Genomic DNA, 21,574 nt, shown 5'->3' on the forward strand with positions numbered 1-21,574 from the left:
GTATCGATCAAAACCGGCGTGTCGCAGCGTATTGCGGTTCTCCATGCTGCCATAGGGCATTTTCTTTGTGAAGAGTGCCGTTGCGCTGGTGGGTTGATTCCCATACGTTTCATCAGGCCCATACGGGTTGACTGAATCTGGAGATCGCTGTGATTCGAATTTTGGCTGTATCGCTCCTCGTTGGCGGCATTTCATCTTCGGCATTTGCCCAGCCTGCAGGGATGAGCCAAACCTGCAACGACGTTTATCAGAAGTATTCGGCTGCGCCGGGGCCGAAGGCTTTCGCCAAAGGCAGGACCAAGGGTTGCGGCTACAAATACGGTGTTGAGAGCGTGGCTGCGGCAAGAAAAGCCGCCTTGGGCTTTTGCAACGGATACGGCGGAGATAGCTGTCGGGTCGTCGCCTCGTCGAAATAGAGACGTTTCCGCGCTTGCGTCGCTCTTCAAAGCAGCCGAGGCCCGGTCCAGCGGAAGCGTGACCGGGCCTTTTCGTTCACTTCTGCCCTTCTCGCGCCGGCGTTCGGCGTCACAGCCTATGCTTGCTGACGATATCGGAAGGCTTCATCCAGCCGAGCTGGACCGATCGCGTCATCTCTTCCAGCAAGGTGGCGAGGCGCGGGTCGGCTTCATCGAAGAAATCGATCATCCGGACCCGCTTCGGGCCCGGCTGTGTCATCTGGCGGATCGAAGCGAGATAGACCGTTCCAGTCGAGCCATCGAGGACGAAGGGGCGGTCGTTCACGCGAGCCTCCACGAGGCCATGCGCTCCCAGCGCCGTATTGAACAGGGCGATCTCCGTCACCTTGATGGACGGGAACAGCGCTTTGGTCGTCTGGGAGATGAAGAACATGGATTGTGAGCAGTTGAGCGTATCGTCCTTGGCGATCTGCCGGGCGTCGGTCGAATCGCTCGCGCCATAGGCCCCGAGCTGGCTCGTCAGCCCCGTCAGGAAGAACAGGAAGGTCACCTCGTCCGAAGGCGAGGGAATGACGGCCGCGATCTTGGCCGCGATCAGCTCCTTGCACTTCGCAAACTCGGACCCGAGCGCATCATAGTCCGCCTTCACCGCCGGCACCGCGTGACTGATGCAGGCCTCGACCGGAGCCAGGCTGGGGTGGTGATCCTGCTTCAGCAGGTTCACCGCCTGCTGTTCGAGAAGAGCGATGCGTCTCGCATCGGCGAGGCTGGCATACCGCAGAATCTTGATGGCCTGACGCTGCGGATGCAGAACGAGCTTGTCGAATGCAACAGCGCCTCCGGCGAAGGCAATGATTGCAGATACCGCTATAGCGGTCCGTTTCATGAGTGAAGCCCGTATTCTTTTTAGACGAACTAAAATATAGAGCTCATCAAAGCAGTCGTCCATGGCTCAATCAGCCGTAAATCCCGTTCTTTCCATGCCTCTGTTGCATGGCAGCCAAGCCCTGACCGCCTCTATAATCCATGTGCTCTTGGGTAATACGGCTCAGCGCTGCGGCGCGGGAGCGATCGCCGGCAGTTCGTTGCCGGGCAGGGGGGCGTCGTTCGCCACGCGCTCGATGCCGGCGCCGCGCCCGCTCGTCGCCAGCGCGACCGTCAGCTTCTCGGCGCGCTCGGGCGACATCGCCGCCAGCACCTCGGACATCTTGCGCGGATTCATCTGCTCGACCACCGGCACGAGCACGTCGAGGCCGAGCCGGTCGAAGACGCGCGCGGCGTCTTTCGGCTTCATGTTCTCGTACATGATCACGAGGTTGCGGATGGCCTTGCTCTCTTCGGCGGAGGGCTTGCCGGCCGTGCCGCCGCTCTTCTCCTCGAGCGCCTTGAGATCGCCGACGCGCCCGTCGAGCTTCTTCTCGGCGGTGTCGAGCAGGCGTTCGCGCATCTCGAGTTCGCGCATCCGGCTCTCCAGCTCCTCGCGTCGCTCGCCGAGGCGCTCCAGAAGAGCCTTCTCGGCCGGCGAGGCCGGCTGGGCCGAACCATTCATCAGGCCGGCCTTGTTGGCGGGATTGGCGGCGCGGGCGGCCTGCGCCTTCGCCTCGGCCTCCTCTTTCTCCTTGGCCTTCTTTGGATCGGGCGAAGGCACGGAGCCGGTCGTCTCGGGATCGAAGACGTCGGGCGCATGGGCGCGCGCGATGACCTTGGCGAGGCCCCAGACCTCCGGCTCGACCGGAATCCGGCCGGGGCCGGGCTCGGTCGTCCAGGCGATGAGCTTCAGCGCGAGCAGGCTCATGGCGCCGAGGATCACGGCCGGCAGGAGGCGGGGCCGTTCGATCACGCCGCCTGTTCCTCCAGGCGGCGGGCGGCGCGGGCGCGGATGGCGGCGGCGGACTGGGCCGCGCTTTCGAGGCGGGAGACCGGCGCGGGTGCGGCAGGCTCCTCGGCCGGGGCGGGCTTGGCGCCGACGAGGCCCGCCGCGCCGACGATCTTGCCGATGCGCTCCATCACGGCCTGGCCGGCCTCGACCTGGGCGGCGAGATCGGCGGCGTAGCGCTCGGCCGTGCGCAGGCGTTCCTCGAGCGTGCGGTCGCAATCGCCCAGCGTCGATTTGAGCCCGGCGATGGCGCGCTCGGCATTGTCCGTCGCGGTGATCAGCGCGCCGACGGTCTGGCGCATGCCGGCCTCGTCGGCCTTCAGGCGTTCGATGCGCCGGGCCAGGATGAAGCAGGTGACGATGGTGGCGACGAGGAGGCTGGCGACGAGCCCGTCGGCGATGAGGTTGATCGTCATGGCATCCCTGGTTCAGGTCGTGGCGCCGAGATGGCTGGCGAGGCTGTCGAAGGCGGCGATGGTGGTCTTGGAGCGGCGCAGGGGGCTCACGACCTGCACGGCGATCTTGTCGTCGACCCGGCCGATGCGGCCTTCCGTGACGATGAATTCGCCGCAGCGCAGCGAGACGACCGAATCGGGGCGGGCGTCGAACATCAGCGTGTCGCCGATCTCGAGCTTCATCATGCGCTTCAGCGGAAGCTGCGTCTCGTGCAGCACGCAGGTGACGGCGACGCCCGCCTGCCAGACCTCGGTCGCGAGATGGTTCTCCCAGGTCGGATCGCGGCCGAGCTTCTCGCCCATGAAGCTTTCGAGCAGCAATTCGCGGATCGGCTCGATCGTGGCGTAGGGCAAGAGCAGATGCAGCGCGCCGCCGCGACCCTCCATGTCGAATTTCAGCTCGACGCGGATCGCGGCGTTGGCGGGCCGGGAGATCGAGACGAAGCGCGGGTTGGATTCGACCCGGTCGACGGTGAAGTTGACCGGCGAGAGCGGCTTGAAGGCGGCTTCCGCATCGCTCAGCACGAGCTCGATGACCCGGCGGATCATGCGGATCTCGATCGAGGTGAAGGGGCGCCCGTCGATGCGCGGCGCCGGCTGGCCGCGCTTGCCGCCGAACATCGCGTCGAGGACGGAATAGATCAGCGCCGATTCGATGGTGATGAGGCCGAAATTGTCCCATTCCTCGGCCTTGAACACCGAAAGCAGCGCCGGCTGCGAGATCGAGTTGACATAGTCGCCGAAGCGCACCGAGCGGATGCTCTCCAGCGTGACCTCGACATTGTCGGTGAAGAAGTTGCGCAGGCTGGTCGAGAGCAGGCGCACCAGACGCTCGAAGATGATCTCGAGCATCGGCAGGCGCTCATAGGCGACCGAGCCGGAATCGACGATCGCCTGGATGCCGTTGCGGCCGTCCTTCTCGTCGCCGCCGGAGAAACCGAGCATCGTGTCGATTTCTTCCTGCGACATCAGGCGGTCGGTACCGCCTTCCTGTTCGCCGTCGTCCTCGATGATGTCGGGCATCGCCGACCAGCCGGCCGCCATCCCGTCCGGGGTCGGCAGCTCGTCGCTCGGGGCCAGGGTGTCGCGCTCGGTGCTCATCGTCTTGCCGTCGTCTCGGGTGCGGTCGGGCCTTGCAGCCTCACTGCACCAGCAGTTCCTTGAACAGCACGGCGTCGACCTTGGCCGGATAGACGGTCAGGTTGACGCGGCGCAAGAGCTCTTCCTTGAGCCGGTACATGCCGGCCGAGCCTTCGAGGTCGGACGGGCGCAACTCGCGCATGAAGACCTGGAAGGCGTCCTCGATGCGCGGCAAGAGCGGCTTGACCTCCTCGGAAGCCTTCGCGTCGGCGATCTCCAGCACGACCTTGATCTTCATCACCGGCTGGCGGTCCTGCTGGCCGCCATTGGACATGCCGATCATCATGTCCTTCATCTCGAGAAAGGCGACCGGCTTCTTGGCCTTGGCCGCGGCCTCGGCGGCCGCGATCTGCTCGGGCGAGGGCTTCTTCAGTACAAACCAGCCGCCGCCGCCGGCCGCCGCCAGCAGCACGACGCCGCCGATGATCATGAAGAGCTTCTTCTTGCTCTTCCTCTTCGGCGCTTCTTCGCCGGAGCTTTCCTGCTCTTCCGCCTTGGCTTTCTTCGCCATCTCTGCCGCGCTCCGGGCCGCCCGCGCGCCGTCCCGGCGCCCCTTTCTCCACCTTCGTCGGTTACGGTTAACGCGTCGTTAAGGGCGGCAGGATTTGCCGGGCCGTTCTTGCCGCTCGAACAGCCCGTGCCGGGTCGCTCCGGTGGCTTGGTCGATGGTCATACTCAACGATATCAGTATGTTAGGGAAACTTACCATGCTGGCACGGGGCTTGCCGGGGATGGGCCGTGGCGACTGCGCTGGGGAGCGTCGAGGTCGCCGCGGGACATGATCGGGAGTTAAGCCGTGGAGAACGCGCTTCTCATCGGCCTGTCGCGCCAGGTGGCTCTGGCGCGCGAGCTGGACGTCATCGCCAACAACATGGCGAATGTCGGCACCAACGGGTTCAAGGCGCGTAGCGCCCGCTTCAACGAATATCTGATGCCGGTCGCCCGGGCCGATGCCTTCCGGCCGGCCGACCGGTCGCTCTCCTACGTCGTCGACAAGGGCACGCCGCTCGACCTGTCGCAGGGCATGATCGAGCTCACGGGCAACCCGCTCGACGTCGCGCTGAAGGGCGACAACTACCTCGTGGTGCAGACGCCGGCCGGCGAGCGCTATACCCGCGCCGGCTCGCTCACCCTCGACAAGCAGGGCAAGCTCGTCACCCAGACCGGCCTGCCGGTGATGGGCGAGGCGGGGCCGATCGCCTTCGGCTCGAGCGAGCATTCCATGCGCATCGCCGCCGACGGCACCGTCAGCAGCGACCAGGGCACGCGCGGCAAGCTGCGCCAGGTCAGCTTCGCCGATCCGAAGGCGCTGGCGAGCGAGGGTTCGAACCTGTTCTCCGCGACGGTCGCCGCCAAGCCGGCAGGGCCGGAAGCGCGGCTGGAGCCCGGCGCCATCGAGCGCTCCAACGTCAAGGCCGTGGTCGAATTGACCCGCCTGATGGAGGTGCAGCGCAACTACCAGAGCGTCGCCAACATGATCACCAAATCCGACGAGCTGCGCAGCCGGGCGATCTCGCGCCTGGCGGACCAGCAGGCCTGATAGGGAGCGAGCACCATGCGCGCCATGCAGACAGCCGCGACCGGCATGATGGCCCAGGAGATGAACGTCCAGGTCATCTCCAACAACATCGCCAACGTCCGGACCACCGGCTACAAGCGCCAGCAGATCCATTTCCAGGACCTGCTCTACGAGCATTTCCGCCGCGCGGGCTCCGCGACCTCCGACCAGAACACCCAGGCGCCGGCCGGAACCTTCATCGGCTCCGGCGTCAAGACGGTCTCGACCGGCCGGGCGATGACCCAGGGCAACCTCACCCCGACGGACAAGCCCTACGATCTCGCCATCCGCGGCGAGGGCTTCTTCCGCGTCCGCATGCCGGATGGGCGCACCACCTATAGCCGCGACGGCTCCTTCGACCTCGATTCGCAGGGCCAGCTCGTCACCCGCGACGGCTACCAGGTCGAGCCCGGCATCACCGTGCCGAACAATGCGACCAGCGTCAGCATCAACGCGCAGGGCATCGTCGAGGCGATGGTGCCCGGCCAGACCGCGCCGCAGCAGCTCGGCCAGATCCAGCTCGTCCGCTTCGTCAACAAGGTCGGCCTCGAGTCGATCGGCGACAACCTCTATCTGGAGACCGCCGCCTCCGGCCAGCCGATCGACGGCTTCGGCGGCGGCGAGGGCTTCGGCACCCTCCAGCAGAACTATCTCGAGGAGGGCAACGTCCAGGCGGTGACGGAGCTTTCCTCGCTGATCGCGGCGCAGCGCGCCTATGAGATGAACTCCAAGGTCATCACCGCCGCCGACCAGATGATGTCGGCGACGACCCAGATGTTCCGCGGCTAGGGGGCGCATCATGATCCGCATCTGCCTGATCGCGCTCATCCTCTCCGGCACGGCCGCGCTCGCCGCGCCGCAGGCCGGGCCGGCGCCGGTTACTGTCGCCCCGGCCGCAGCCGCGCCTGCTGCCGCCACCTTGCCGGCCAAGCTGCAGCTGCGCCCCGAGCTTCATCTGGCGCGCGATCTCGTCACCTTCGGCGACCTCATCCCCGGCCTCACCGGCGAGGCGGCGGCGACCGCCGCCTTCCGGGCGCCGGCGCTGGGCGAGACCGGCACGATCCAGGTCGCGCGCATCGTCGAGGCGGCGCGCGCGGCCGGCATCGTCCGCGAGGCGTCGCAGCTCGACAGCCAGGGCTTCGCCCAGGTCGTGGTGACGCGCACCGCGCGCCGCATCACCGCAGCCGACCTCGAAGCGGCGGTGAAGACCGGCCTGCAGGAGCGCTTCGGCGTCGATGCCCGCATCTTCGCGCTGGCGATCGACGGGGGCGCGCCCGCCGTCTCCGTCGAGCCCGAGCTCACCGGCGAGGTCGCCGTGGTCGATCTTTCGTTCGACGCCCGCTCGCGGCGCCTGCAGGCGCGGCTCGCCGTTCCCGGCAGCATGGCGATGCGGCTGAAGCCGCTGCGCATCTCCGGCCAGCTCGTCGAGACCATGGAGGTCATCGTGCCGAAGCGGCTGATCGCGCGCGGCGAGACGCTCGGCAAGGACGATGTCGTCGTCGAGCGCCGTCCGCGCGAGGGGCAGGGCAGCGAGGTCATCGCCGATGCCCGCGCCGCGATCGACAAGGTCGCGCGCCGCGCGCTGCTCGCCGGCGTGCCGCTGCGCGCGAGCGACGTCCAGCGCGAGGAGATCGTCGCCAAGGGCGATCTCGTCACCATCGTCTACGAAGGGCCGGGGCTCCTGATCACGCTGCGCGGCCGGGCCAACGAGGCCGGCGCGATGGGCGATGTCGTCTCCGTCACCAATCCCCAGTCCAAGCGCGTGCTGCAAGGCAAGGTCAGCGGGCCGGCACGGGTTTCCGTCCAGCCTTCCGCCGCCGGCCACATCGCCAGCGCCCGGTGATTCCCATGGAAAAAGCCATGCACAACCGCCTCGCCAAGCTCTCCGGCCTCCTGCTGATGACCGCCTCGCTCGGCGCCTGCGGCATCGGAGACCGCCTCGCCAATGTCGGCCAGGCGCCGGCCCTGTCGGCGATCGAGGACCCCACCGCCACCAAGGGCTACAAGCCGGTGCAGATGCCGATGCCGGAGATGGCGCACGCCTCCTATGCGCCGAACTCGCTCTGGCGCACCGGCTCGCGCGCCTTCTTCAAGGACCAGCGCGCCCGCAATGTCGGCGATCTCGTCACCGTCAAGGTCAAGGTCACCGACAAGGCCCAGCTCAACAACACGACCAAGCGCAGCCGCAAGAACGGCGAGGATTTCGGCGCCGACAACACCTTCGGCTTCGAGAACAAGCTCGACAAGTTCCTGCCCGACGGCGCCAAGGCGTCCTCGCTGCTGAATCTCGATTCCAATTCCTCGAGCGAGGGCGCGGGCTCGGTCAACCGCTCCGAGACGCTGGCGACCAACGTCGCGGCGGTCGTCACCCAGAACCTGCCCAACGGCAATCTGGTGATCGAGGGCAAGCAGGAGATCCGCGTCAATTTCGAGATACGCGAGCTGATCGTCGCCGGGGTGATCCGGCCGGAGGACATCGAATCCGACAACACCATCGATTCGACCAAGATCGCCCAGGCCCGCATCGCCTATGGCGGGCGCGGCCAGATCACCGATGTCCAGCAGCCGCGCTACGGCCAGCAGGTCATGGATATCCTCCTGCCCTTCTGAGCCTCCGGAACACCGGACGGCGCGGAACGCTCCCCCTTGTCTTCCGTGCCGACCGGCCGGCGGTTCCTCCCGAGCCGCCGCCATCCCCGGCCGTCCGCCACGCTCCCCAAGCTTCAAGGCCGGCGGCCAGAAGCCCCGCGTTCTCCCGACGCGGGGCTTTTCCGTTCCCTCAATCGTCGCGGAAGACCCGCTCGTTGCGCTCGTGGCGCTCCTGCGCTTCGAGCGAGAGCGTCGCGATCGGGCGCGCCTCGAGGCGCTTCAGCGAAATCGGCTCGCCGGTCTCCTCGCAATAGCCGTAGGAGCCGTCGTCGATGCGGGCGATGGCCGCGTCGATCTTGGCGATCAGCTTGCGCTGGCGGTCGCGGGCGCGCAACTCGATCGCGCGGTCGGTTTCGGAGGAGGCCCGGTCGGCGATGTCCGGGTGATTCTCGCTCTCGCTCTGGAGGGTGACCAGGGTCTCCCTGGCCTCGCGCAGGATCTCGTCCTTCCAGACGAGGAGCTTGCCACGGAAATATTCGCGTTGACGGTCGTTCATGAACGGCTCGTCATCGCTCGGCCTGTAATCCGCCTCGAGGATGATCTGCTTCGACATGGGCGCATTCTCTCGCGTTGCCGACTCGCGCGCCCTTCGGCCGTGCCGTGGGAGGGGAGCCGATTTGGCGCCCTTATAGCGATCCGCCGCAAGCGGAACAATCGCTTCCGGCAAGGCGTCAACGGCTTCGTGAAAACGCGGGGGCAGGAGCCGAAATCACGGCGAATCCAGCTGTTTCAGCGCAAATCCAGCCGGCGAAGCGCCTCGGCGATATCGGCCTCGACCAGCCGGGCGATCGGCTGGCGGTAGTGACTATGGTCGAAGAACAGGGTGGAATCGTTGAGCGCGGGCCGGTCGACCCGCCAGTCGACGAGTGCGCTACGCGGGCGCCTGGCCGCCAGATCGGCGAAAGCCTTGCGGCAGGCCGCGTCGGCTGCGGCGTCGGGCGTGCCGGGCTTCGGCAGGGCGGTGACGTAGACCGGCGGGCGCAGCAGGATCAGCGCGGTCTCGGCCGGCGCCGTCCTCATCAGCGCCTCCAGCCCCGCCGCGGCCGGGAAGGGGCCGTCGATGTTGCCGCCGCCGGATTCGAGCGGCTTCTCCAGCTTGGCGCGGATTTCGGGATCGGTGCCGTAGCCCTGCACGTCGTAGCCCGATTCGTAGTCCCAGTAGCCGTCGGGGCGGGCACGCTCGGCCTTGCCCGAGGCGAGATAGGAGACCCGGCGCGGCAGCTCCTCCATAAGGTCGAAGCGCATCAGCCCGCCGAGATAATCGACGAGGCTGCGGCTCAGGAGCCAGAAGGGGAAGGGCTTCTCGCTGGGCAGGGCCGGATCGGCGGTGCACCAGTAATTGTCGATGCCGACCACGATCGCCTTCGGCGGCGTCGCGCGGTGATGGCGCAGGAACCAGTCGATCGTGGCGAAGGTCTCGCGCGGCATGGTGGCCGGCGCGATCAGCGATACGAAGGGGATGCCGGTCTTCGCCCGCAGTTCCTCCGGCGAGATCAGCTGGATGTGCGAATTGCCGAAGATCGCAGCCGTGAAGCGCGGATCGCGGCCGCGGCTCGCCAGCGCCGTGCGCGGCCCTTGCGGGCGCACGCCCTCCTTGAGCGCCAGGGGCGAGCGGCCGGTGTCGTAGGGGTCGAGCAGGAAGGCAGCGGCAAGGAAGGCGGCCGCGATCAGCGCCGCCGCGCTCAGGAAAGCGCCGGTGAAGCCCGCCCACTCAGAACTGGAAGTAGATGAACTCATAATTGGCGTCTTCGCCGATCTTCAACAGGATGATGACGAACAGGAGCCCGGCGAGCACGGCGATCCAGCGCGCCGGCGGCAGCTTGTGGACGAGGTTCCAGGCGGTCGGGCCGATGATGGCGAAGGCGGCGGCCGGCAGCAGAGCGCGCCATTTGAAGCCGGTGCCGAGAGGGCTGAGGCCGAGGAGGCCCTTGTAGAGCGTCAGCGCCGCCTCGAAGGTCGGGGCCCGGAACAGCACCCAGCACAGGGTCACGAACAGGAAGGTCAAAAGCCAGCCGAGCGGGGCCGGCATCGGCCAGCCGGCGCGGCGCCAGAACAGGGCGGCGATCAGCGCCAGCCCATGCGCCACGCCCCAGGCGACGAAGGTGAGGCCGGCGCCGTGCCAGAGCCCGCCCAGCGCCATGGTGGCGAACAGCGCCCACACCTGCGTCGGCAGGCCGCTGCGCGAGCCGCCGAGCGGGATGTAGAGATAATCGCGCAGGAAGCGCGACAGCGTCATGTGCCAGCGGCGCCAGAAATCCTGGATCGAGCGGGCGCGATAGGGCACCTCGAAGTTCTGCGGCAGCACGATGCCGAACAGCAGGGCGAGCCCCAGCGCCATGTCGGTGTAGCCGGAGAAGTCGAAATAGATCTGGAAGGTGAAGGCGAGCGTGCCCTGCCAGGCTTCCATCACGCTGACGACCTTGCCGGCGGCGGCGGCGGCGAAGACCGGGTTGGCGTATTCGGCCAAGGGATCGCCGATCATGACCTTCTTGGCGAGGCCGCAGGTCAGGAGCATCAGGCCGCGCGCGATCCGCTCGGCCGCGTCGGGGCGCTGATAGGGCCGCTCGTCGAGCTGGTGCATGATCTCGCGCCAGCGCACCAGCGGGCCGGCGAGCACCTGCGGGAAGAAGGCGATGTAGAGCGCGTAGCGGATCAGATCATAGCGCGGCGCCTGCCCGCGCCGCAGATCCGTCAGGTACATGATGTGGTGGAAGGTGAAGAAGGAGATGCCGAGCGGCAGTGCGACGTCGAGCTTCGGCGCCGGCAATCCCGGAATCATTCCAGCAAGATCGGCGAAGAAGTTGAAGTACTTGAACACCGCCAGGACGGAAAGGTTCATGACGATGGCGAGGGTGACGAGCGAGCCGGCCCTGGTTTTCTGGAACGCTTCGGCGATCAGCCAGTTGACGCCGATCGAGAGCGCCAGCAGCGGCAGGAAGCGCCAGTCCCAATAGCCGTAGAAGGCGAAGGACAGCGCCACCAGCACCGTCAGCCGCCAGGCCGGCGCGAAGCGCTCCGCCAGCCAGTGGAGCGCAAGCGCCAGCGGCAGGAAGGCGAGCAGGAAGGCGAAGGAGTTGAACAGCATCGGGCGGGGCGAGGGAAAAGCTGGCTGCCGCCTTAGACCATTCCGGGTTGGGAGTCATGTCGTGGCTGGCCGATCCCGGGCGGCGGCTCGATTGAATCGATCGGGCAGGTGCTCTATCTCCGGTCCGCTGCGCGGGAGGGACGGTCATGATCCTCGGGTTCCTCTGTTCCTTCGGTCTGATCGCGGCGAGCTTCTCCTCCTGTGGCGGCGATACGATCCGGATCGCCGGCTATGTCGAGGGCGAATATGTCCGGCTCGGCCCGATCGACACCGCCCGGATCGAGCGTATCGCGGTGCGCCGGGGCGACCGCGTCGCGGCGGGTGAGCTCGTGGCCGAGCTCGAGCGCACGGATGCGGAGAACGCCGTCGCGGAGGCGGGCGCGCGGCTGGTGCAGGCGCAGGCGCAGCTCGACAACCTGAAAAGCGGCAAGCGGCCGGAAGAGATCGCGGTGATCGAGGCGAGCCTGGCTTCCGCCAAGGCTCAGGAGCGCGAGGCGGACCGGGCGCTCGACCGCCGGCAGGACCTGTTCCGGCGCGGCGTCTCGACCCAGGCCGATCTCGACCAGGCCCTGACGGCGCGCGATGTCGCCGGCGCGCGGGTCGCCGAGATCGCCGCCAATCTCGCGGTGGCGCGGCTGCCGGCAAGGCCCGACGAGATCAAGGCGAGCGAGAATGGGGTCGAGCAGGCGAAATCGGCGCTGGCGCAGGCTGAGTGGCGGCTGACGCAGCGCCGGCTCGTCGCGCCTTCGGCCGGGCGGATCAGCGACGTGCTGCGCCGGGTCGGCGAGCTCGCGGGGCCGAGCGCGCCGGTCCTGCTGATGCTGCCGGACGGCGCCGTCAAGCTGATGCTCTACGTGCCGGAGACGTGGATTTCCGGCGTCACGACGGGGTTGCGGCTCGATGTCCGTTGCGACGGCTGCGCGCCCGGGCTGACCGCGACCGTGACCTATGTCTCGCCCGAGCCCGAATTCACCCCGCCGGTGATCTATTCGGCGCAGACGCGCCAGAAGCTGGTCTATCTGGTCGAGGCGCGCCCCGATGGCGGGCCGCAATCGGCGCTCCAGCCCGGCCAGATCGTCGACGTCACGCTGAGAGCCCGGCGGTGAGCGGCCCGCTCGCCATCGACGTGCGCGGCCTGACCAAGCGCTTCGGGAAGCGCACCGTGGTCGACGATGTCGATCTCGCCGTGGCGGAGGGCGAGATCGTCGGCTTCCTCGGCCCCAACGGCTCGGGCAAGACGACGACGATCCGGCTGATCTGCGGGCTGCTCAGGCCCGATGCCGGGGAGGGCACGGTGCTGGGCCTCGACGTCCGCCGGCAGAGCGCCCTGATCAAGCGCCAGGTCGGCTACATGACGCAGCGCTTCTCCTTCTACGAGGATTTGACCATCGCCGAGAACCTGACCTTCGTGGCCAGGCTCTACGGGCTCGATCCGGTCGGGGAGGCGGTGGCGAAAACGCTGGACGGGCTCGGGCTGACCTCGCGCAAGGACCAGCTCGCCGGCACGCTCTCCGGCGGCTGGAAGCAGCGGCTCGCGCTCGCCGCCTGCATCATGCATCAGCCGAGGCTCCTGCTGCTCGACGAGCCGACCGCCGGCGTCGATCCCAAGGCGCGGCGCGAGTTCTGGGACGAGATCCACCGGCTTGCCGGCGCGGGGCTCACCGTCCTGGTCTCGACCCATTACATGGACGAGGCCGAGCGCTGCCACCGCATCGGCTACATCGCCTATGGCCGCATGCTGGCGACCGGCACGGTCGAGGAGGTGGTGGCCGGCTCCGGCCTCGTCACCTTCGTCGTCCATGGCGCGCTGAAGCCGGAGCAGATGCGCGCGCTCTCGGCCGCTCCGGGCGTCGAGCAGGTCGCTCCCTTCGGCGCGAGCCTGCATGTCGTCGGCACCGACCGGGAGAAGCTTGCGGCGGCGCTCGAACCGCTCAGGCACGAGGCCGGCATCAGGGTCGAGCCTGGCGAGACCAGCCTCGAGGACGTGTTCATCAAGTTCATGACCGGGGCGCAGGAGCGGGCGGCGTGAGCGGGCTTTTCTCGCTCAGCCGGCTCGGCGCGATGCTGGCCAAGGAATTCGTGCAGATGCGGCGCGACCGCATCACCTTCGCGATGATGCTGGTGGTGCCGGTCGTCCAGCTCCTGCTCTTCGGCTATGCGATCAACAACGATCCGCGCGGCCTTCCCGCCGCGGTGCTCGCGCTCGGGCAGGACCACTACACCCGCGCCGTGGTCTCGGCGCTGGAGGTCTCGAACTATTACCGCTTCGCCGAGCGGCCGCAGAGCGCGGCCGAGGCCGAGAGCCTGATGGCCAGGGGCGAGATCTCCTTCCTCGTCACCATTCCCAGCGATTTCGGCGCCCGCGTCGAGCGTGGCGATGAGCCGCGCATCCTGGTCGAGGCCGATGCGACCGATCCGGCGGCGGCGAGCGGGGCGGTCTCGGCGCTCGGCACCATCGCGGGGCGCGCCCTGCAGCGGGCGCAGGGGCTTGAGCCCGTGACCGATCCGGCCGGCGGCGGCGAGGGCCTCTCCTTCGTCATCCACCGGCGCTACAACCCGGAGAGCGTCACCCAGTACAACATCGTGCCGGGCCTGCTCGGCGTCATCCTGCAGATGACCATGGTGATGATGACGGCGATGGCGCTGACCCGCGAGATCGAGCGCGGCACCATGGAGAACCTGCTCGCCATGCCGATCACGGCGGGCGAGATCATGCTCGGCAAGGTCTTGCCCTATCTCGTCGTCGGCGCGGTGCAGGTCGCGATCGTGCTGGGGGCGGCAAAGCTCCTGTTCGCGGTGCCCTTCCTCGGCGGGCTCTGGCTGCTGCTCGCCTGCGTGCTCGTCTTCGTGCTGGCGCTGGTGCTGCTCGGCTACACCATCTCGACCATGGCGCGCACGCAGCTCCAGGCGATGCAGCTCACCTTCTTCTTCTTCCTGCCCTCGCTGATGCTGTCGGGCTTCATGTTCCCCTTCGCCGGCATGCCGGGCTGGGCGCAGGCGCTGGGAGAGCTGTTCCCGCTGACGCATTTCCTGCGCATCATCCGGGCGATCATGTTGAAGGGCGCCGGACTTCGCGACATCGGCGACGAGGTCTTTTATCTCAGCCTGTTCGTGCCGGCCTATGCGGGGCTGGCGCTGATGCGGTTCAGGAGCACGCTGGATTGAGGAACCACCCCCTTGTCATTCCGGGGCGTGCCGCAGGCGCGAACCCGGAACCCACGACCGGGCGAGCGGCTTACAACCCGGCATGAGATGTCTCACCCAGTCGTGGGTTCCGGGTTCTTCGCTGACGCGAAGCCCCGGAATGACGAGGGGTTTTACAGCGGGATGTTGTCGTGCTTTCGCCAGGGGCGCTCGACATTCTTGGTGCGCAGCATGGCGAGCGCCCGGGCGATGCGGCGCCGCGTCGAGTGCGGCATGATGACCTCGTCGACATAGCCGCGCTCGGCCGCGACGAAGGGCGACATGAAGCGGTCCTCGTATTCCCTGGTCTTGGCGGCGATGCCCTCCGCGTCCATGCCGCGGAAGATGATCTCGACGGCGCCCTTGGCGCCCATCACCGCGATCTGCGCCGAGGGCCAGGCATAGTTGACGTCGGCGCCGGTATGCTTCGAGGCCATCACGTCATAGGCGCCGCCGAAGGCCTTGCGCGTGATGATCGTCACCAGCGGCACGGTGCATTCCGAATAGGCGAAGAGCAGCTTGGCGCCGTGCTTGATCAGCCCGCCATATTCCTGCGCCGTGCCCGGCAGGAAGCCCGGCACGTCGACGAAGGTGACGATCGGGATCTCGAAGGCGTCGCAATAGCGCACGAAGCGGGCGGCCTTGCGCGAGGCGTCGGAATCGAGCACGCCCGCCAGCACCATCGGCTGGTTGGCGACGACGCCGACGCTGCGGCCCTCGATCCGCCCGAAGCCGGTGACGATGTTCTTCGCGTAAGCCTCCTGGATCTCGAAGAAATCGCCCTCGTCGACCGTCTTCAGGATCAGTTCCTTGATGTCGTAGGGCTTGTTCGGATTGTCGGGGACGAGCGTGTCCAGGCTCATGTCGACGCGGTCGGGCACGTCGAAGGACGGCCATTCCGGCACGCCCGCGGTGTTGTTGGCCGGCAGGAAGTCGATCAGGCGGCGCACCTGCAAGAGCGCCTCGACGTCGTTCTCGAAGGAGCCGTCGGCGACCGAGGACTTGGAGGTGTGGACCCTGGCGCCGCCGAGTTCCTCGGCGGTGACGGTCTCGTTGGTGACGGTCTTCACCACGTCGGGGCCGGTGACGAACATGTAGCTCGTGTCGCGGACCATGAAGATGAAGTCGGTCATCGCCGGGGAATAGACGTCGCCGCCGGCGCAGGGGCCCATGATCACCGAGATCTGCGGGATGACGCCGGAGGCCGCGACGTTGCGCTTGAAGACCTCGCCATAGCCGCCGAGCGCCGCCACGCCCTCCTGGATGCGGGCGCCGCCGGCATCGAACAGGCCGACGATGGGCGCGCGCATCTTCAGCGCCATGTCCTGGATCTTGATGATCTTCTGGGCGTGGGTCTCCGACAGCGAGCCGCCGAAGACGGTGAAGTCCTTGGAGAAGACGAAGACGGTGCGGCCGTTGACCGTGCCCCAGCCGGTGACCACGCCGTCGCCGGGGATCTTCTCGGCTGAGTCCATGCCGAAATCGACGCAGCGCTGCTGCACGAACATGTCGAACTCCTCGAAGGAGCCCCGGTCGAGCAGGAGCTCGATGCGCTCGCGCGCCGTCAGCTTGCCTCTGCCGTGCTGCGCCGCGATCCGCCGCTCCCCGCCACCCTGGCGCGCGGCCTCGCGACGGGTTTCAAGCTGTTCGAGGATGTCCTTCATGGGGGCAGGCTCCGGGCCGGAAATCGCGTCTCCTCAGCCGGCTTAAGCGGAGGGGGCAGATGAGTCCATTGCGACGTTTGCTGAAGCCGGAACGGTTGTCATTCCGGGGCTTCGCGCAGCGAAGAACCCGGAACGACAGAGGTTTTCGAGCGACTGGATCATCGCGCGTCCTATCGGACGCGGTAACGATGATCTATCTCATTGTTGGAGCATCGGATTTTTCCGAAAAGTGGATTCCACTTCTCGCATCCGATGCTCTAGCCTTTGGCTAGGAGCAGCACGGCGGCGTCGAACTCGCGGCGACGCAGCGCGCGGCGCTCGGCCGCCTCCTCGTCGCTGCCCCAGATCCCGGTCTGGTAGTCCTCGTCGAGATGGGCGGCGTCCCAGGCGGCGTCGGCATCGATCTGCCCTTTCGCCAGCGCCAGCGCCAGGATGGCCGAGCCGGTCAGCGTCATGACGGCGTGCACGCCGGCGAGCGCCAGCGGCGCCGGGATCGCCGCGACCTGCCGGGCGATCGCCGCAAGCGTCCCCTCCGGCTGCTGCGCGAAGACGACGCCCTCGGCCAGCAGGAAGCGGGCGCCGACCAGCGCCTCGATGCCGTTCAGGATCGGCTGCCAGATCTGGTTCTGGCGCGCGACCAGGGCTTCCGGTTCGCCCGCCCGGTAGCAGAGCGCGTCGGAGCCGGCATAGCGGACGATCTCGGCGCGCACGGCCTCCTCCTGGTCCGCGACGCCGTCGATCGCCGAGTTGACGAGGCGGGTCAGCGGCATCCGGGCGGGATCGATGCGCTCGCCCTGCGCCTGCCACTCCGCGGCCAGCGCTTCCGCGACGGCACGCGTGGCGACGGCGAGCGGCCTGCGGGCGGGCGTCAGCGCGGTGCGGCCGTCGAGGGCGACATGGAACAGCCCGTCGCGCGTAAGGACGCCGCCCTCCTTGTAGAAGCGGGCGGGCAGGGAGGTGCGCATCGCCTGCTGGGCGGCGGCGACGGGGTCGGGCCGGCTCGTGCCGGACGCGCCGAAACGGGCGAGGAAATCGTCGGTGGACATGGGCCCGCCATAGCGCATCGGATGCGAAAGTGGAATCCGCTTTTCGGAAAGTTCCGATGCTCCAACAATGAGATAGATCATCGTTACCGCGTCCGGCAGGACGCGCGATGATCTAGCGCATTCGCACCCGGCGGGGGAAACGGCTCAGCCGCCGAAGCGGTCCCGCCAGGCGGGGAGGGCGCCAGCGAAAGGCAGCGCGGTTGCGGCATGGACGCCGCGCGCCACGGCACGCGCCAGAACATCGGCGGCGGTGGCGCAGAGTTCGGTCATCGCGAAAGGGTCGGACGGAGCGCCGCTATAGCCCGTCGCCGCAGCGAAGACGACGTCGCCGTCGAGCGGCGCGTGCACGGGGCGCAAGGCCCGCGCGAGGCCGTCATGGGCCGCGAGCGCGAGGCGCCGCGCCTGCGCCTTGGTCAGCACGGCGTCGGTCGCCACCAGCGCGATGGTGGTGTTCTGGCCGGTGCCGCCCTTGAAGCGCAGCGCCGTGTCGGTGGGGCCGATCGCCGCCGGCCAGCCCCGGCCGCCGAACTCGCCCTCGCGCTCGTAGGGAGCCGCCCAGAAATGCGGGCCGTCGCCGATCGTGGCGTTGCCGACGGCATTGACCGCGACGAGCGCGCCGACGATCTGCCCGGTCGCGGCGCGCGCGCTCGCCGAGCCGATGCCGCCCTTCAGCGTGGCGGTGGTGGCGCCGTAGCCGGCGCCGGCGGTTCCGAGCGCGAAGCCGGCCGAGGCGGCCTCGGCGGCCTGCGCCGCCAGCCTCGCATAGGGCGTTTCGCCCTCGCCCGCGGCCCAGGGCTTCTCGCCGCCGTTCATCAGGTCGAACAGGATCGCCTGGGGGACGATCGGCACGCGGAACGGACCGACCGGGAAACCGCGCCCTTCCTTCGCCAGCCACCGCATCGCGCCGTCGGCGGCGCCGAGCCCCCAGGCCGAGCCGCCCGACAAGACCAGTGCATCGATATGCTCGACCGTCATCTCCGGCAGGAGGAGCGCGGTGTCGCGGGTGCCGGGCGCGCCGCCGAGCACGGCCGCCGAGGCGATGGTCGGGCGTTCGAACACCGCGACGGTCACGCCCGTCGCCGCCGCTGCGTCATCGGCATGTCCGATGCGCAGGCCACGGACATCTGTGATGAGATTGCGCATGATGATGCTCGCTGGCGAACCGAATCGTACTGACGGTGTTGCCGTTACATTACGATCTTTTCATCCGGCGGCCATTGCCGGGTCAGGTCGGCGACGCCAGGTTCATGGCTATCGTCGCGTGACGCTTCGACCGGACTGTTCCAAGGGAGATTGCCCGTGAAACCCATCGCTCTCATTGCCGCATCGTCGATCGCGATGCTCGCGGGCAGCTTCGCCCTGGCGCAGCCGCAGCCGGTTCCCTCCGCCGGCGGGGACCAGAAGCAGGAGCGGACGGAAAGCCGGGCCGAGCGCCGCGACGAAGGGCGCGAGCGCCGGGCCGAACGCGCCAAGGCGCGGCTCGAGGAGCGCCTCTCGAAGGTGCGCGCCGATCTCAAGCTCAAGCCGGAGCAGACCGCCCTGTTCGACAAGGTCGAGGGGCTGATCAAGCAGCGCAGCGCCGAACGCGGCGAGCGCGGGAACGCGATGCGCGAGCGGCGCGAGGGGCTGCGCCACGCCGATCTGATGGAGCGGCTCGACGCCGCCGCCAACAGCCAGGGCGAGCGCGCGGCGCGCTCCAAGGAACTGGCCGATGCGGTGCGCCCGCTCTGGGCGACGCTCGGCGACGAGCAGAAGACGGTGCTGCGCCGTTCGGTCCGCGAGGCGATGGCGGAAGGGCGCGAGCGCTTCCGCGAGATGCGCCGCTGGCGTGACGACGACCGCGGCGATCGCGGGGATCGCGACGGGCGCCGCCGCGGGCGCGACCGCGACGACCGGCGCGACTGATCGCCCTCATCGCAATTGCGTGAGACCTCGCCGCGCCGGCGCTTGCCCGGCGCGGCGCGTTTGCGTTTGGGGGGTGAGCGCCCCGCTTTCGCCAAATTTCCTAACACACGGAATTCAAAAGGAATTTCGTGATTTACCATATCCGTTCAGGTTGAATTCATGGCTCTGCGTTTACGCTTTGTCAGTCATTTCGATGCGAGAGGTTAGCCATGAAGCAGACATGGTCAGCTTGGGCGATGCGCGCCTTTATCGGCTCGGTCTTCATCGCGTGCCTGTTTGGGCCTTATGCTCTTTCGATCCTGATCGGCTGCCTGGGCCTCGGCTGCTATTACTTCCGCGACGAGGTCGGCTCGCATCTCTGACGCCCCTCCCACCGCTTAGATCATCGCGCGTTCTGCCGGACGCGGTAACGATGATCTATCCCATTACCGGAGCGTCGGATTTTTCCGAAAAGTGGATTCAACTTTTCGTATCCGGCGCTCCAGCCGCAGGACAATGCCTATCTGATCCGGCGCAGGTGACAGGTCTTCAACCGTCCGTCGCGGCCGTCCGGGCGCCAGGCGCAGCCGGGGCGGGCCGGAGTGCGAGCGTAGAGATGAATCTCGGCACGCCGCTTCCGGTCGAAGCGCTGGTGCGAGAAATCATGCCCGCCGACGCGGACATTGCGTCCGAAGCGGACTTCGGCCGAGGCTGACGAGGCCGCCGCCACGCTCAATCCCATTATGGCGGTGACGAGGATCGCGGCCGTAGCCAGTGTCGCGAGGGCCGTGTTCGGAATCCGCATGTGGTTCTCCGGCTCGTCGCCATGAAAAAAGGGGACGGCCCGCAGGCCATCCCCCGAAAGTCCGTCCCCGCCGGAAGGCGGAGGCTCCGCCGCCGATCAGCGCGAATAGAACTCGATGACCAGGTTCGGCTCCATCTGCACCGCATAGGGCACGTCCGACAGGGTCGGCGTGCGGGTGAAGGTGGCGGTCGACTTGCCGTGGTCGGCGTCGATGTAGTCCGGCACGTCACGCTCGGCGAGCGTGGCCGACTCGATGACGATGGCGAGCTGGCGCGAGCTCTCCTTCACCGCGATCACGTCGCCCGGCTTCACCTGATAGGAGGCGATGTTGACGCGCTTGCCGTTCACGGTGACGTGGCCGTGGTTGACGAACTGGCGGGCGGCGAAGACCGTCGGCACGAACTTGGCGCGGTAGATCACCGCGTCGAGGCGGCGCTCGAGCAGGCCGATCAGGTTCTCGCCGGAATCGCCCTTGAGGCGGATCGCCTCGGCGTAGTAGCGGCGGAACTGCTTCTCGGAGATCGAGCCGTAATAGCCCTTCAGCTTCTGCTTGGCGCGCAGCTGCGTGCCGAAATCGGAGGGCTTGCCCTTGCGGCGCTGGCCGTGCTGGCCGGGGCCGTATTCGCGGCGGTTGACCGGAGACTTCGGACGGCCCCAGATGTTCTGGCCGAGCCGGCGGTCGATCTTGTATTTCGCCTCGTGGCGCTTCGACATGTCGCGTGTCCTCTAGGTTCGCGAGTTGAGGACCGCGCCCTCCTGCTCCCCTGCATTGGCCGGGGCGACAGATCCGGCTTCCGAAGGAAAGCGGATCGCGGGTGCGGAAAAGCCGCGCGGCCCCGAAAGGAGCCGCGCAACGGCGCTCTACAACCACGCGCCGGCCGATTTGTCAAACGTCGCGCGGCTCAGTTCGCCAGCGGCTCAGTTTGTAAGAGGCATCGGCTCGATCGCGATCCGCGCGAGGCCGTAAGCAGCGAGCGCGATGCGCAGAGGTCCGCTCAGGCCGGCGCCGGAGGTGAAGACCGCGACGGCCTCGGGGCAGGGCGCCGGCGCCGGATCGGCCGTGCCGAGAAGCTGCGCGACACGCCGTGCGATCGCGGGCGCGGGATCGAGCCAGGCGACCGGCCAGGGGGCGAGACGCCGCATCCGCTCGAGCAGCAGCGGATAATGCGTGCAGGAGAGGGTGACGACATCGGTGCGCCGGCCGGCGGCCTCGATGAAGCAGGGCGCGATCTCGGCCATCAGCGCGGCGTCGTCGACCGGCTCGCCCCTGAGCGCCTGCTCGGCGAGGCCGGCGAGCCGCGTCGAGCCGACGAGCGCGACCTCGCAATGGCCGGCATAGGCCTCGATCAGCTCGCGGGTGTAGTCACGCGCCACGGTGCCGGGCGTGGCGAGGACGGAGATCATGCCGCTCAGCGTCGCGGCGGCGGCCGGCTTGATCGCGGGCACGGTGCCGACGAAGGGAATGGCGAAGCGTGCCCTGAGCGCCGGCAGCACCAGGGTCGAGGCGGTGTTGCAGGCGATCACCACGAGATCGGGATGGAAGCGCGCGACCAGGCGCTCCATCACGGCGAGCACGCGGGCGACGAGCGCGTCCTCGCTCAGCCGGCCATAGGGAAAGCCGGCATCGTCGGCGGCATAGACGATGTCGGCGCCGGCGCAGGCCGCGGTGGTGCGCGACAGCACGGACAAGCCGCCAAGGCCGGAATCGAAGACGAGGATGGCGGGCCGGGGCCGGGGACAGGCGAAAGGGCGGTGGCCCGTACCGGCGAGGAGATCGACTTGCATGGGGGAGCCGCGGGACGTCAAAGCCCGA

General features: G+C 68.1%; 23 protein-coding genes. 10 read left to right on the forward strand and 13 right to left on the reverse strand.

All coding sequences use genetic code 11. The annotated features are described in order from the left end of the window. Positions 1-525 precede the first annotated feature (525 nt). The 5 genes from M9917_RS14415 to fliL all read right to left on the reverse strand — a co-directional run bounded on the left by M9917_RS14415 (position 526) and on the right by fliL (position 4,398). Positions 526-1,365: a hypothetical protein gene (locus M9917_RS14415; RefSeq protein ID WP_297254557.1), complete on the reverse strand. Its 840-nt coding sequence runs from the start codon at positions 1,363-1,365 to the stop codon at positions 526-528. Between the two features lie 99 nt (positions 1,366-1,464). Then, on the reverse strand, positions 1,465-2,256 hold the full coding sequence (locus M9917_RS14420; RefSeq protein WP_297254558.1) for a MotE family protein: 792 nt from the start codon (positions 2,254-2,256) through the stop codon (positions 1,465-1,467). Continuing rightward, positions 2,253-2,708, reverse strand: coding sequence for a DUF6468 domain-containing protein (locus tag M9917_RS14425; RefSeq protein ID WP_297254559.1), 456 nt, complete (start codon positions 2,706-2,708; stop codon positions 2,253-2,255). The genes M9917_RS14420 and M9917_RS14425 overlap by 4 nt, the downstream gene beginning before the upstream one ends. A gap of 12 nt (positions 2,709-2,720) precedes the next feature. Next, entirely contained in the window at positions 2,721-3,848 is a 1,128-nt protein-coding gene (gene fliM, locus M9917_RS14430; protein ID WP_465246357.1) for a flagellar motor switch protein FliM, read from the reverse strand. Between the two features lie 40 nt (positions 3,849-3,888). After that, positions 3,889-4,398, reverse strand: coding sequence for a flagellar basal body-associated protein FliL (gene fliL, locus M9917_RS14435; RefSeq protein WP_297254560.1), 510 nt, complete (start codon positions 4,396-4,398; stop codon positions 3,889-3,891). A gap of 285 nt (positions 4,399-4,683) precedes the next feature. Here fliL and flgF point away from each other — a divergent pair, with 285 nt between their 5' ends. From flgF to flgH, 4 genes are read left to right on the forward strand one after another with little or no spacing between them, the layout of a single operon-like run. Further along, on the forward strand, positions 4,684-5,427 hold the full coding sequence (gene flgF / locus M9917_RS14440; protein ID WP_297254561.1) for a flagellar basal-body rod protein FlgF: 744 nt from the start codon (positions 4,684-4,686) through the stop codon (positions 5,425-5,427). 15 nt (positions 5,428-5,442) lie between these two features. Beyond that, positions 5,443-6,234, forward strand: coding sequence for a flagellar basal-body rod protein FlgG (gene flgG / locus M9917_RS14445; protein ID WP_297254562.1), 792 nt, complete (start codon positions 5,443-5,445; stop codon positions 6,232-6,234). Positions 6,235-6,244: 10 nt separating this feature from the next. Next, complete coding sequence (gene flgA / locus M9917_RS14450) at positions 6,245-7,288, forward strand: flagellar basal body P-ring formation chaperone FlgA (protein WP_297254563.1); 1,044 nt, start codon at positions 6,245-6,247, stop codon at positions 7,286-7,288. 5 nt (positions 7,289-7,293) lie between these two features. Beyond that, on the forward strand, positions 7,294-8,055 hold the full coding sequence (gene flgH / locus M9917_RS14455) for a flagellar basal body L-ring protein FlgH (protein ID WP_297254564.1): 762 nt from the start codon (positions 7,294-7,296) through the stop codon (positions 8,053-8,055). Between the two features lie 169 nt (positions 8,056-8,224). Here flgH and dksA read toward each other — a convergent pair whose 3' ends face one another. The 3 genes from dksA to M9917_RS14470 form a co-directional block, all read right to left on the reverse strand. Further along, on the reverse strand, positions 8,225-8,647 hold the full coding sequence (gene dksA / locus M9917_RS14460; RefSeq protein WP_297254565.1) for an RNA polymerase-binding protein DksA: 423 nt from the start codon (positions 8,645-8,647) through the stop codon (positions 8,225-8,227). Between the two features lie 176 nt (positions 8,648-8,823). Further along, the gene (locus M9917_RS14465; RefSeq protein WP_297254566.1) at positions 8,824-9,831 is read right to left on the reverse strand and encodes a hypothetical protein; all 1,008 of its coding nucleotides are present in this window, start codon (positions 9,829-9,831) and stop codon (positions 8,824-8,826) included. Continuing rightward, a complete protein-coding gene (locus tag M9917_RS14470) occupies positions 9,806-11,179 on the reverse strand; it encodes an MBOAT family O-acyltransferase (protein WP_297254567.1) in 1,374 nt (457 codons plus the stop codon). Before M9917_RS14470 ends, M9917_RS14465 begins: the two co-directional genes overlap by 26 nt. A 146-nt stretch (positions 11,180-11,325) precedes the next feature. On the opposite strand from M9917_RS14470, the gene M9917_RS14475 reads away from it, so the two are divergent. Genes M9917_RS14475 through M9917_RS14485 form a run of 3 tightly spaced genes read left to right on the forward strand, consistent with a single transcriptional unit; the run spans position 11,326 to position 14,344 of the window. Next, the gene (locus M9917_RS14475; RefSeq protein WP_297254568.1) at positions 11,326-12,285 is read left to right on the forward strand and encodes an HlyD family secretion protein; all 960 of its coding nucleotides are present in this window, start codon (positions 11,326-11,328) and stop codon (positions 12,283-12,285) included. After that, on the forward strand, positions 12,282-13,208 hold the full coding sequence (locus tag M9917_RS14480) for an ABC transporter ATP-binding protein (RefSeq protein WP_297254569.1): 927 nt from the start codon (positions 12,282-12,284) through the stop codon (positions 13,206-13,208). Before M9917_RS14475 ends, M9917_RS14480 begins: the two co-directional genes overlap by 4 nt. Positions 13,209-13,240: 32 nt before the next feature. Beyond that, positions 13,241-14,344 carry an ABC transporter permease gene (locus M9917_RS14485; protein WP_297254889.1) on the forward strand — a complete coding sequence of 368 codons (1,104 nt, stop codon included), beginning with the start codon at positions 13,241-13,243 and terminating at the stop codon, positions 14,342-14,344. Positions 14,345-14,496: 152 nt separating this feature from the next. Here M9917_RS14485 and M9917_RS14490 read toward each other — a convergent pair whose 3' ends face one another. The 3 genes from M9917_RS14490 to M9917_RS14500 form a co-directional block, all read right to left on the reverse strand. Then, on the reverse strand, positions 14,497-16,026 hold the full coding sequence (locus M9917_RS14490; RefSeq protein WP_297254570.1) for an acyl-CoA carboxylase subunit beta: 1,530 nt from the start codon (positions 16,024-16,026) through the stop codon (positions 14,497-14,499). 257 nt (positions 16,027-16,283) lie between these two features. After that, on the reverse strand, positions 16,284-17,072 hold the full coding sequence (locus M9917_RS14495; RefSeq protein WP_297254571.1) for an ATP12 family chaperone protein: 789 nt from the start codon (positions 17,070-17,072) through the stop codon (positions 16,284-16,286). Between the two features lie 144 nt (positions 17,073-17,216). Continuing rightward, the gene (locus tag M9917_RS14500; RefSeq protein WP_297254572.1) at positions 17,217-18,215 is read right to left on the reverse strand and encodes a P1 family peptidase; all 999 of its coding nucleotides are present in this window, start codon (positions 18,213-18,215) and stop codon (positions 17,217-17,219) included. A 156-nt stretch (positions 18,216-18,371) separates the two neighbouring features. Here M9917_RS14500 and M9917_RS14505 point away from each other — a divergent pair, with 156 nt between their 5' ends. The 3 genes from M9917_RS14505 (at position 18,372) to M9917_RS14515 (ending at position 19,671) form a co-directional block, all read left to right on the forward strand. Further along, the gene (locus M9917_RS14505; protein WP_297254573.1) at positions 18,372-18,977 is read left to right on the forward strand and encodes a Spy/CpxP family protein refolding chaperone; all 606 of its coding nucleotides are present in this window, start codon (positions 18,372-18,374) and stop codon (positions 18,975-18,977) included. A 209-nt stretch (positions 18,978-19,186) separates the two neighbouring features. After that, positions 19,187-19,339 (forward strand): hypothetical protein, encoded by a 153-nt coding sequence (locus M9917_RS14510; RefSeq protein WP_297254574.1) that lies wholly within the window; start codon positions 19,187-19,189, stop codon positions 19,337-19,339. Positions 19,340-19,389: 50 nt separating this feature from the next. Continuing rightward, positions 19,390-19,671 (forward strand): hypothetical protein, encoded by a 282-nt coding sequence (locus M9917_RS14515; protein ID WP_297254575.1) that lies wholly within the window; start codon positions 19,390-19,392, stop codon positions 19,669-19,671. A 186-nt stretch (positions 19,672-19,857) separates the two neighbouring features. Here the strand turns inward: M9917_RS14515 and rpsD are convergent, their stop codons facing one another. After that, positions 19,858-20,475: a 30S ribosomal protein S4 gene (rpsD, locus tag M9917_RS14520; RefSeq protein ID WP_297254576.1), complete on the reverse strand. Its 618-nt coding sequence runs from the start codon at positions 20,473-20,475 to the stop codon at positions 19,858-19,860. A 204-nt stretch (positions 20,476-20,679) separates the two neighbouring features. Further along, entirely contained in the window at positions 20,680-21,546 is an 867-nt protein-coding gene (gene murI, locus M9917_RS14525; RefSeq protein WP_297254577.1) for a glutamate racemase, read from the reverse strand. Positions 21,547-21,574 lie beyond the last annotated feature (28 nt).

Origin of the sequence: Bosea sp. (in: a-proteobacteria), from assembly GCF_023953965.1 — a bacterium.
Classification (GTDB): Bacteria; Pseudomonadota; Alphaproteobacteria; order Rhizobiales; family Beijerinckiaceae; genus Allobosea.

Bases quoted from the DNA above. Each gene is read 5' to 3' on its own strand.
- M9917_RS14415 (WP_297254557.1), bottom strand. From the start codon at position 1,365: ATGGACGACTGCTTTGATGAGCTCTATATTTTAGTTCGTCTAAAAAGA.
- M9917_RS14425 (WP_297254559.1), bottom strand. From the start codon at position 2,708: ATGACGATCAACCTCATCGCCGACGGGCTCGTCGCCAGCCTCCTCGTC.
- fliM (WP_465246357.1), bottom strand. From the start codon at position 3,848: ATGAGCACCGAGCGCGACACCCTGGCCCCGAGCGACGAGCTGCCGACC.
- fliL (WP_297254560.1), bottom strand. From the start codon at position 4,398: ATGGCGAAGAAAGCCAAGGCGGAAGAGCAGGAAAGCTCCGGCGAAGAA.
- flgG (WP_297254562.1), top strand. From the start codon at position 5,443: ATGCGCGCCATGCAGACAGCCGCGACCGGCATGATGGCCCAGGAGATG.
- flgA (WP_297254563.1), top strand. From the start codon at position 6,245: ATGATCCGCATCTGCCTGATCGCGCTCATCCTCTCCGGCACGGCCGCG.
- flgH (WP_297254564.1), top strand. From the start codon at position 7,294: ATGGAAAAAGCCATGCACAACCGCCTCGCCAAGCTCTCCGGCCTCCTG.
- dksA (WP_297254565.1), bottom strand. From the start codon at position 8,647: ATGTCGAAGCAGATCATCCTCGAGGCGGATTACAGGCCGAGCGATGAC.
- M9917_RS14465 (WP_297254566.1), bottom strand. From the start codon at position 9,831: ATGAGTTCATCTACTTCCAGTTCTGAGTGGGCGGGCTTCACCGGCGCT.
- M9917_RS14470 (WP_297254567.1), bottom strand. From the start codon at position 11,179: ATGCTGTTCAACTCCTTCGCCTTCCTGCTCGCCTTCCTGCCGCTGGCG.
- M9917_RS14475 (WP_297254568.1), top strand. From the start codon at position 11,326: ATGATCCTCGGGTTCCTCTGTTCCTTCGGTCTGATCGCGGCGAGCTTC.
- M9917_RS14485 (WP_297254889.1), top strand. From the start codon at position 13,241: ATGCTGGCCAAGGAATTCGTGCAGATGCGGCGCGACCGCATCACCTTC.
- M9917_RS14490 (WP_297254570.1), bottom strand. From the start codon at position 16,026: ATGAAGGACATCCTCGAACAGCTTGAAACCCGTCGCGAGGCCGCGCGC.
- M9917_RS14495 (WP_297254571.1), bottom strand. From the start codon at position 17,072: ATGTCCACCGACGATTTCCTCGCCCGTTTCGGCGCGTCCGGCACGAGC.
- M9917_RS14500 (WP_297254572.1), bottom strand. From the start codon at position 18,215: ATGCGCAATCTCATCACAGATGTCCGTGGCCTGCGCATCGGACATGCC.
- M9917_RS14510 (WP_297254574.1), top strand. From the start codon at position 19,187: ATGAAGCAGACATGGTCAGCTTGGGCGATGCGCGCCTTTATCGGCTCG.
- M9917_RS14515 (WP_297254575.1), top strand. From the start codon at position 19,390: ATGATCTATCCCATTACCGGAGCGTCGGATTTTTCCGAAAAGTGGATT.
- rpsD (WP_297254576.1), bottom strand. From the start codon at position 20,475: ATGTCGAAGCGCCACGAGGCGAAATACAAGATCGACCGCCGGCTCGGC.
- murI (WP_297254577.1), bottom strand. From the start codon at position 21,546: ATGCAAGTCGATCTCCTCGCCGGTACGGGCCACCGCCCTTTCGCCTGT.